Genomic DNA, 8,137 nt, shown 5'->3' with positions numbered 1-8,137 from the left:
GGCATTGCAGGCTCGTATTGGTGTTGTGTGAGAACTCCAACAATACGGGCCTGTTCTCATAGGGATCAATAGGTTACGTCGAAACGGGAACAGACCCTAGGGCAGCGGCGAGTTTTTAGCGGCAAGCGGAGCTACAAAGTCATGAAAAGCCCGAAAGCGTGGCTTCTGCCGCGGTCGCGATGTGAATGAAGATCCCTGTGGGAGTGACCGGGGCGATAGACAGCAAAGCGGCCCCTAAACCGGGTACCTCGGTTGCGCCTGGTGTACCGTATGTACCGGTTTTGCTGCCGGTTCCCGGCAGATCGCGAGCAAGCTCGCTCCCACGGCCGTAGGCCAGAATCAAAAGCGGGGCTGGCTCTCCCAGGCACCTATCGTTCCTCACGCTCCGCGTAGGAATGCAGTTCGGGACGCTCTGCGTCCCATTGCGGCCGTGATGCGTAATTCAGGCCGGACATCCAAAGCACTGCCACGAGAGCACCTTCTAGCTTGAAGCTATTTGCTGCTCAAGATGATTCCCTTTCATATGCCAGATAAAACCTGATGGGGTAGAATAGCCGCCTTTTCCGCCATGCCCTGTTGAGGACTGCCATGTTCAGCCGTGATTTGACTATCGCCAAGTACGACGCCGATCTGTTTGCCGCCATGGAGCAAGAAGCTCTGCGTCAGGAAGAACACATCGAGCTGATCGCCTCGGAAAACTACACCAGTCCGGCCGTCATGGAAGCTCAAGGCTCGGTACTGACCAACAAGTACGCTGAAGGCTACCCAGGCAAGCGTTACTACGGCGGCTGCGAGTACGTCGACGTTGTCGAGCAACTGGCCATCGACCGCGCCAAAGAGCTGTTCGGCGCCGATTACGCCAACGTCCAGCCACACGCCGGTTCGCAAGCCAACTCGGCGGTCTACCTGGCTCTGCTGCAAGGCGGCGACACCATTCTGGGCATGAGCCTGGCCCACGGCGGTCACTTGACCCACGGTGCCAGCGTTTCGTCCTCTGGCAAGCTGTACAACGCTGTTCAGTACGGCATCGACGGCAACGGCATGATCGACTACGACGAAGTCGAGCGCCTGGCTGTTGAACACAAGCCAAAAATGATCGTTGCCGGGTTCTCTGCCTACTCGCAGATCCTCGACTTCCCGCGCTTTCGCGCTATCGCCGACAAGGTCGGTGCCTACCTGTTCGTTGATATGGCGCACGTAGCCGGTCTGGTTGCCGCAGGTGTCTACCCGAACCCGGTGCCGTTCGCCGACGTCGTCACCACCACCACGCACAAGACCCTGCGCGGTCCACGTGGCGGTCTGATCCTGGCGCGCGCCAACGCCGACATCGAGAAAAAGCTGAACTCCGCCGTATTCCCTGGCTCCCAGGGCGGTCCGCTGGAGCACGTCATCGCAGCCAAGGCCATCTGCTTCAAGGAAGCGCTGCAGCCTGAGTTCCAGACCTACCAGCAACAAGTGGTCAAGAACGCCAAGGCAATGGCCGGCGTCTTTATCGAGCGCGGTTTCGACGTAGTGTCTGGCGGTACTGAAAACCACCTGTTCCTGCTCTCGCTGATCAAGCAGGACATCTCCGGTAAAGACGCCGACGCCGCCTTGGGTCGCGCCTTCATCACCGTCAACAAAAACTCGGTACCCAACGACCCACGCTCCCCGTTCGTCACCTCCGGCCTGCGCTTCGGTACCCCGGCAGTGACCACTCGCGGCTTCAAGGAAGCAGAGTGCAAGGAACTGGCCGGCTGGATCTGCGACATCCTGGCGGACCTGAGCAACGAAGCCGTGATTGACGCTGTGCGCGAGAAGGTCAAAGCCATCTGCGCGAAGCTGCCGGTTTACGGCGCTTGATGAGTTTGGTTTAAACGCAGTAACGAAAAGCCCCGGCTCGTGAGAGTCGGGGCTTTTTGCTGCGTGCGTCATAAGTATGAGCAAACGCTCACGCGTAGCAGAACATCTCAGGCACAGACCTTTTCAAACCCCGCCCGTATCTTCTCCTCCGGCAACTCATCGGCAATAAACACGATCACGCTTTCGCGCGGCTCGCCCTCGGCCCACTCGGTATCCCAGTCAAAGCCGTACAGTTTGAGCACGCCCTGAAACACCATTTTGCGCGGTTCATCCTCAATGTTGAGCACCCCTTTATAGCGCAGCAGTTGCTTACCGTGGTCTTCCAGCAGTTCGTTCATGAACTCGCTAAGGCGGTCCAGGTTAAGGGGTTTGTCGCTGCGCAGGACGAGGCTGGTGATGCGGTCGCTGGATTTTCCGGCCGGGGCCAATGGGCGCAGGGTCATGCCGCCGCCCAGATCTGCGTTGAGGTTGAAGCCGCGCACATCAAGCAGTTCGGCGAGGTCGATCTTGCCGTGTTCGACGATGCGGATCGGGGCGCGGCGGTTGATGCGGGTCAGGCGTGCGCTGAGGGCATCGAAGGCTGCGTCGTCGACCAGGTCACGCTTGCTGACCAGCAGCCGGTCGGCAAAGCCGATTTGCGCCTGGGCGATGGTTTGCGCCAGATGCGTGTCGGCGTGGGCAGCGTCGACCAACGTGATGATGCCGTCGAGTATGTAGCGCTCGCGCAGTTCTTCATCGATGAAGAAGGTCTGGGCGACAGGCGCTGGGTCAGCCAGCCCGGTGCATTCGATCACCAGTCGGTCGAAGGCGATTTCGCCGCTGTCCAGGCGCTCCAGCAACAGGTAAAGCGCTTTGGTCAGGTCGGTGTGAATGGTGCAGCACACGCAGCCGTTGGACAGGGTCATGATCTGCACCGGGTCGGTGCCCAGCAACTGGCTGTCGATACCGGCATCGCTGAATTCGTTTTCGATCACGGCGATTTTCAGGCCGTGTTCGGCCTTGAGCAGGTGGCGCAGCAAGGTTGTTTTGCCTGCGCCCAGAAAACCGGTCAGCACGGTCACGGGGATGGGTTGCAGCTCGGTCATAAGGCTCCTGGCGTGATGCTTTCAGCGGGAATGAAAACGCGCCACAGGTGATGGCCTGTGGCGCGTCGGGTCAGACAATAACGCAGTTCAGAGGATCAGCAGCACTTAGGACCGCCCTTGCCGCCGTAACGCGCCTCTTGCCGCTCTCGAAAGAACTGCTCGTAGGTCATCATCGGCTTGTCCGGGTGCGTGTTCTGCATGTGCTCGACGTAGGTGTCGTAGTCGGGCATGCCCACCATCAGGCGGGCGGCCTGACCGAGGTATTTCCCGAGGCGACTCAGGTCATTGAACATGGGCAAATCCTCTGTGGATAACCATCATCACACCTGCGACGCGGGCGGCATGGCCTGGTAAGGAGCTTCCTTGTCGGTACGCGCCTTGGTCGTCCAGGCCGCACGGCCCACCTTGATGGCGTAGAACAGAATGCTGAACACCACAAACAGGAACAGTATGGTCAACCCGGAGTTGGTGTAAGCGTTGAAAATCACATGCTGCATCTGATCCATGGTTTTTGCCGGTGCCAGAATCTGGCCGGCATCTGCCGCTGCGCTGTATTTCTTGGCCAGGGCCAGGAAGCCGACCGCAGGGTTGGCATCGAACAGTTTGATCAGGCCCGCCGTCACGGTGCAGATCAGCAGCCAGACGGCAGGCAGCATGGTGACCCACACATAGCGCTGGCGCTTCATTTTGATCAGCACGACGCTGGCCAGCATCAACGCGATACCGGCAAGCATCTGGTTGGAGATACCGAACAACGGCCATAAGGTATTGATGCCGCCCAGCGGGTCGATGACGCCTTGATAAAGCAGATAACCCCACAGCGCCACGCAACCACCTGTGCCGATAGCGTTGGCCGTCCAGGATTCTGTGCGTTTGAGGGCCGGAACGAAGCTGCCCAGCAGGTCTTGAAGCATGAAGCGCCCGGCACGTGTACCGGCGTCAACCGCCGTCAGGATAAACAGCGCCTCGAACAGAATCGCGAAGTGATACCAGAACGCCATGGTGTTTTCACCCGGCAGTACCTGATGGAGGATCTGTGCGATACCCACAGCGAGCGTCGGCGCACCACCGGCACGGGCCAGAATGGTGTTTTCACCGATGTCCTTGGCCACGGCGGTCAGTTGCTCCGGCGTGATGGCAAAGCCCCAGCTGGAAACTGTCTGCGCGACCGTTACCACATCGCTACCGACCACGGCGGCCGGGCTGTTCATGGCGAAGTAAACGCCTGGCTCGATCACCGAAGCGGCGACCATTGCCATGATGGCCACGAACGACTCCATCAACATGCCGCCATAACCGATGTAACGGGCGTTTTTCTCGTTATCGAGCAGCTTGGGCGTGGTGCCCGAGGAGATCAGTGCGTGGAAACCCGATACCGCGCCGCAGGCAATGGTGATGAACAGGAACGGGAACAGAGCGCCCTTCCAGACCGGACCGGTGCCGTTGGTGAACTGGGTCAGGGCCGGCATTTTCAGCTCGGGTGCCAGGATCAGAATGCCGATTGCCAGCGCCAGAATGGTGCCGATTTTCAGGAACGTTGACAGGTAGTCACGCGGTGCCAGCAGCAGCCAGACCGGCAGCATCGCTGCGACAAAGCCATAACCCACCAGCATCCAGGTGATCTGGATGCCGGTGAACGTAAACATCGGCCCCCAGGTCGGGTCGGCCGCAACCATGCCGCCGACCCAGATCGAACCGAGCAACAGCAGCACGCCCACCAGCGAGATTTCACCGATACGGCCCGGGCGAATGTAGCGCATGTAAATGCCCATGAACATCGCAATCGGGATCGTCGCCATGACCGTGAACATGCCCCAAGGGCTTTCGGCCAGGGCCTTGACCACGATCAGCGCCAGCACCGCAAGGATGATGATCATGATCAGGAAGCAGCCGAACAAGGCGATGGTGCCGGGAATACGGCCCATTTCCTCGCGAACCATATCGCCCAGCGAGCGACCGTCACGGCGCGTGGAGAGGAACAGGATCATGAAGTCCTGCACCGCACCGGCCAGCACCACCCCGGCAATCAGCCACAGCGTACCGGGCAGATACCCCATCTGCGCAGCCAGGACAGGGCCGACCAGCGGGCCTGCGCCAGCGATGGCGGCAAAGTGGTGACCGAAAAGGATGTGTTTGTTGGTCGGCACGTAGTCCAGACCATCATTGTTGACCACCGCCGGCGTCGCCCGCAGCGGATCAAGCTGCATGACGTGTGTGGCGATGAAAAGACTGTAGTAACGGTAAGCAACCAGATAAATGGCCACCGCAGCGACCACTATCCACAAGGCGTTGATCGCCTCTCCGCGGCGCAAGGCCACGACCCCAAGGGCACATGCCCCGACAATTGCGACGATGAGCCAGGGAACGTGGCGCATCAGGCTATTATTATTTTTCATTTTTTTTATTCCAGCAGAGTTGACTAGAAGGCAAGCAGAGCGAGTTTAGCGCCGGATCAGCGAAAGGCCACCCCCAACCATAGTCTAGACCGAAAATTGATCAATTGCGGCAGATACCCGGCATAGAGGGCTGGAATGGCGTAGGCAGATGGTGGCCCGATCACAAAACCGTCATGCGGAACTGTTCTGTAATGGCTTTCAGGGCTATCGTGCATAAACAAGAGAATCGATCAGAAAACAACCTGCCCGCTGACCCCCGGTGGCTGTCAACAAGAGAGCTCATTCGATGACCGACTCACATGCAGAGCGCCGTCGTTTCAAACGTATTGCCTTCGACGCAAAGACCGACGTGAAGCAGGGCGACAACAGTTGGAAAGTGCAATTGGTCGATCTTTCCCTGAAAGGTTTGCTGATCGAGAAGCCTGAACGGTGGAGCGCAGATCCGGCGCAGCCTTTTGAAGTGGATATCCGCCTCAGCAATGACGTGCACGTGAAAATGGATGTCGAGATGACCCACGATCACAACCAGCAATTGGGATTCGTCTGCCGGCACATCGGGCTGGAGTCGATCAGCCATCTGCGGCGGCTGATCGAACTTAATCTGGGGGACCCGGCAGAGCTCGACAGGGAACTGGCGGCACTGATCGAACTTTAGGCTTCAGATTGCAGGGCCGGTTACTCGAACAAAGCATCCAGCGCCTGTTCCAGACGCGTGACGGCAATGATCTGCAGACCGGGAGGCGCTTCTTTCGGCGCGTTGCCTTTGGGCACGATGGCCCGTTTGAAGCCGTGCTTGGCGGCCTCTTTCAGGCGCTCCTGCCCGCTGGGTACCGGCCTGACCTCACCCGACAGCCCCACCTCGCCAAACACCAGCAAGTCATGCGGCAGCGGGCGATTGCGCAGGCTGGACATGACAGCGGCCATCAACGCCAGGTCCGACGCGGTTTCCAGCACTTTGACCCCGCCCACCACGTTGAGGAACACGTCCTGGTCGTGGGTCGGAATGCCGCCATGCCGGTGCAGCACCGCCAGCAGCATCGCCAGACGGTTCTGATCCAGGCCCAGGGTCACACGACGCGGATTGGACATATGGCTGTCATCCACTAGCGCCTGAACTTCGACCAGCATCGGCCGGGTGCCTTCCCATGTGGCCATGACCACGCTGCCGGGGACTTCTTCCTGCGCACGGGTCAGAAAAATCGCCGACGGATTGGACACTTCTTTCAGGCCCTTGTCGGTCATGCCGAACACGCCCAGTTCGTTTACCGCGCCGAAACGGTTCTTTACGGCGCGCAGCAAACGCAGACGACCGTCCGACTCGCCCTCGAAATACAGCACGGTATCGACCATGTGCTCAAGCACACGCGGCCCCGCCAGTGCGCCTTCCTTGGTGACATGCCCCACCAGGAAAATCGCGGTGCCACTCTGCTTGGCGTAGCGCACCAGCAAGGCGGCGCTTTCGCGCACTTGCGACACGCCACCCGGTGCGGACTGCAATTGCTCGGTGAAGATCGTCTGGATCGAGTCGATCACCATTACCTTGGGCTTCTCGACCTTGGCGGTGGCAATAATTGTTTCGATGCAGGTTTCGGTCATGACCCGCAGTTTGTCCTGCGGCAGGCCCAGACGGCGGGCGCGCATGGCCACCTGCTGTTGGGATTCCTCGCCGGTGACATACAGCGCAGGCATGCGCTGGGCGATGTTACACAGCGTTTGCAACAGAATTGTCGACTTGCCGATGCCAGGGTCGCCGCCGATCAGCACCACAGAACCATCCACCAGACCGCCACCGAGCACTCTGTCGAGTTCGGCGGAGTTGGTGGAAAACCGCGGGATCTCTTCAACGCTGACTTCAGCCAGGGTTCTGATCTGCGCCTGTGAGCCGGTCCAGCCGGTGCGCCCGCTGGGAGGCGCTGCGGCACCGCTTTCTATCATGGTTTCGACCAGTGTGTTCCAGGCGCCGCAATCAGCACACTGGCCCGCCCACTTGGGAAATGTCGCGCCGCACTCGGTGCAGCCGTACAAGCGTTTGGCCTTGGCCATGACAACCCCAGTCGTAAAAAACGCCCATGATAACGCAGGTTGCAGCGCCTGTTACCCGTGCAGCGGACCACGACTTTCAAAACCTTATAAAACTTACACAGACCGCCTCGGTCGATTAAACGTAGACCGGGCGGCAAGAGCACGACTGGGCTACACTCAACTGGATCAAATTTATCTGTTACAAGGAATTACCCATGAGCGTGCTTACAGAATTCAAGGCATTCGCAGTCAAAGGTAACGTGGTCGATATGGCCGTCGGTATCATCATTGGCGCGGCATTCGGCAAAATCGTTTCATCGTTCGTCGGCGACGTGATCATGCCACCACTGGGCCTGCTGATCGGCGGCGTGGACTTCAGCGACCTGGCAGTCACCCTGCGCCCTGCGCAAGGCACAGCGCCTGCGGTGTTGCTGGCGTACGGCAAGTTCATCCAGACCGTCATCGACTTTATCATCGTCGCGTTCGCGATCTTCATGTGCGTCAAGGCCATCAACCGCCTCAAGCGCGAAGAAGCCAAGACCCCAACCCTGCCGCCAACGCCTTCCAAGCAGGAAGTGTTGCTGAGCGAGATTCGCGACCTGCTCAAGGAACAGAACCAACCGGCAGCGCCTGTTACTGTGGACCCTGCTCGTCCGCTGTAATTGGAAGCCTGAAAAACAGGCTTCTGCCCGGAGGGCTTAGGGGGCGGACCGGGCGACGCTTCGCTCTGGATTCTGGCTGAAGGCCGTGGGAGCGGACTTGTCCGCGAAGAGGCTTTACATCCGCAGAATA

General features: G+C 59.4%; 7 protein-coding genes. 3 read left to right on the top strand and 4 right to left on the bottom strand.

What is annotated here, in order from left to right; translation table 11 throughout:
• The first annotated feature begins 588 nt into the window (after positions 1 to 588).
• Positions 589 to 1,842: a serine hydroxymethyltransferase gene (glyA, locus tag DW49_RS0117750; protein WP_005620565.1), complete on the top strand. Its 1,254-nt coding sequence runs from the start codon at positions 589 to 591 to the stop codon at positions 1,840 to 1,842.
• 107 nt (positions 1,843 to 1,949) lie between these two features.
• Here the strand turns inward: glyA and yjiA are convergent, their stop codons facing one another.
• From yjiA to DW49_RS0117735, 3 genes are all read right to left on the bottom strand, one after another.
• A complete protein-coding gene (gene yjiA / locus DW49_RS0117745) occupies positions 1,950 to 2,927 on the bottom strand; it encodes a GTPase (RefSeq protein WP_003381732.1) in 978 nt (325 codons plus the stop codon).
• Positions 2,928 to 3,022: 95 nt separating this feature from the next.
• Positions 3,023 to 3,220 (bottom strand): YbdD/YjiX family protein, encoded by a 198-nt coding sequence (locus DW49_RS0117740; protein ID WP_002555232.1) that lies wholly within the window; start codon positions 3,218 to 3,220, stop codon positions 3,023 to 3,025.
• A 27-nt stretch (positions 3,221 to 3,247) separates the two neighbouring features.
• On the bottom strand, positions 3,248 to 5,323 hold the full coding sequence (locus DW49_RS0117735; RefSeq protein WP_017683110.1) for a carbon starvation CstA family protein: 2,076 nt from the start codon (positions 5,321 to 5,323) through the stop codon (positions 3,248 to 3,250).
• A gap of 286 nt (positions 5,324 to 5,609) precedes the next feature.
• Here DW49_RS0117735 and DW49_RS0117730 point away from each other — a divergent pair, with 286 nt between their 5' ends.
• Positions 5,610 to 5,978: a PilZ domain-containing protein gene (locus DW49_RS0117730; RefSeq protein ID WP_005620567.1), complete on the top strand. Its 369-nt coding sequence runs from the start codon at positions 5,610 to 5,612 to the stop codon at positions 5,976 to 5,978.
• A gap of 20 nt (positions 5,979 to 5,998) precedes the next feature.
• Here DW49_RS0117730 and radA read toward each other — a convergent pair whose 3' ends face one another.
• Positions 5,999 to 7,366 (bottom strand): DNA repair protein RadA, encoded by a 1,368-nt coding sequence (radA, locus tag DW49_RS0117725; RefSeq protein WP_003381736.1) that lies wholly within the window; start codon positions 7,364 to 7,366, stop codon positions 5,999 to 6,001.
• A gap of 194 nt (positions 7,367 to 7,560) precedes the next feature.
• On the opposite strand from radA, the gene mscL reads away from it, so the two are divergent.
• Positions 7,561 to 8,007 carry a large-conductance mechanosensitive channel protein MscL gene (mscL, locus tag DW49_RS0117720; protein ID WP_005620570.1) on the top strand — a complete coding sequence of 149 codons (447 nt, stop codon included), beginning with the start codon at positions 7,561 to 7,563 and terminating at the stop codon, positions 8,005 to 8,007.
• Positions 8,008 to 8,137 lie beyond the last annotated feature (130 nt).

Source organism: Pseudomonas avellanae BPIC 631, assembly GCF_000444135.1.
GTDB classification, from domain to species: domain Bacteria; phylum Pseudomonadota; class Gammaproteobacteria; order Pseudomonadales; family Pseudomonadaceae; genus Aquipseudomonas; species Aquipseudomonas avellanae.
Note: the sequence above shows the minus strand (reverse complement) of the source record. Positions and strands in the feature narration are given on the sequence as shown.

What these genes read in the sequence shown, in the direction of transcription:
- DW49_RS0117735 (WP_017683110.1), bottom strand. Translation starts at nt 5,323, where the DNA reads ATGAAAAATAATAATAGCCTGATGCGCCACGTTCCCTGGCTCATCGTC.
- mscL (WP_005620570.1), top strand. Translation starts at nt 7,561, where the DNA reads ATGAGCGTGCTTACAGAATTCAAGGCATTCGCAGTCAAAGGTAACGTG.
- yjiA (WP_003381732.1), bottom strand. Translation starts at nt 2,927, where the DNA reads ATGACCGAGCTGCAACCCATCCCCGTGACCGTGCTGACCGGTTTTCTG.
- DW49_RS0117730 (WP_005620567.1), top strand. Translation starts at nt 5,610, where the DNA reads ATGACCGACTCACATGCAGAGCGCCGTCGTTTCAAACGTATTGCCTTC.
- DW49_RS0117740 (WP_002555232.1), bottom strand. Translation starts at nt 3,220, where the DNA reads ATGTTCAATGACCTGAGTCGCCTCGGGAAATACCTCGGTCAGGCCGCC.
- glyA (WP_005620565.1), top strand. Translation starts at nt 589, where the DNA reads ATGTTCAGCCGTGATTTGACTATCGCCAAGTACGACGCCGATCTGTTT.
- radA (WP_003381736.1), bottom strand. Translation starts at nt 7,366, where the DNA reads ATGGCCAAGGCCAAACGCTTGTACGGCTGCACCGAGTGCGGCGCGACA.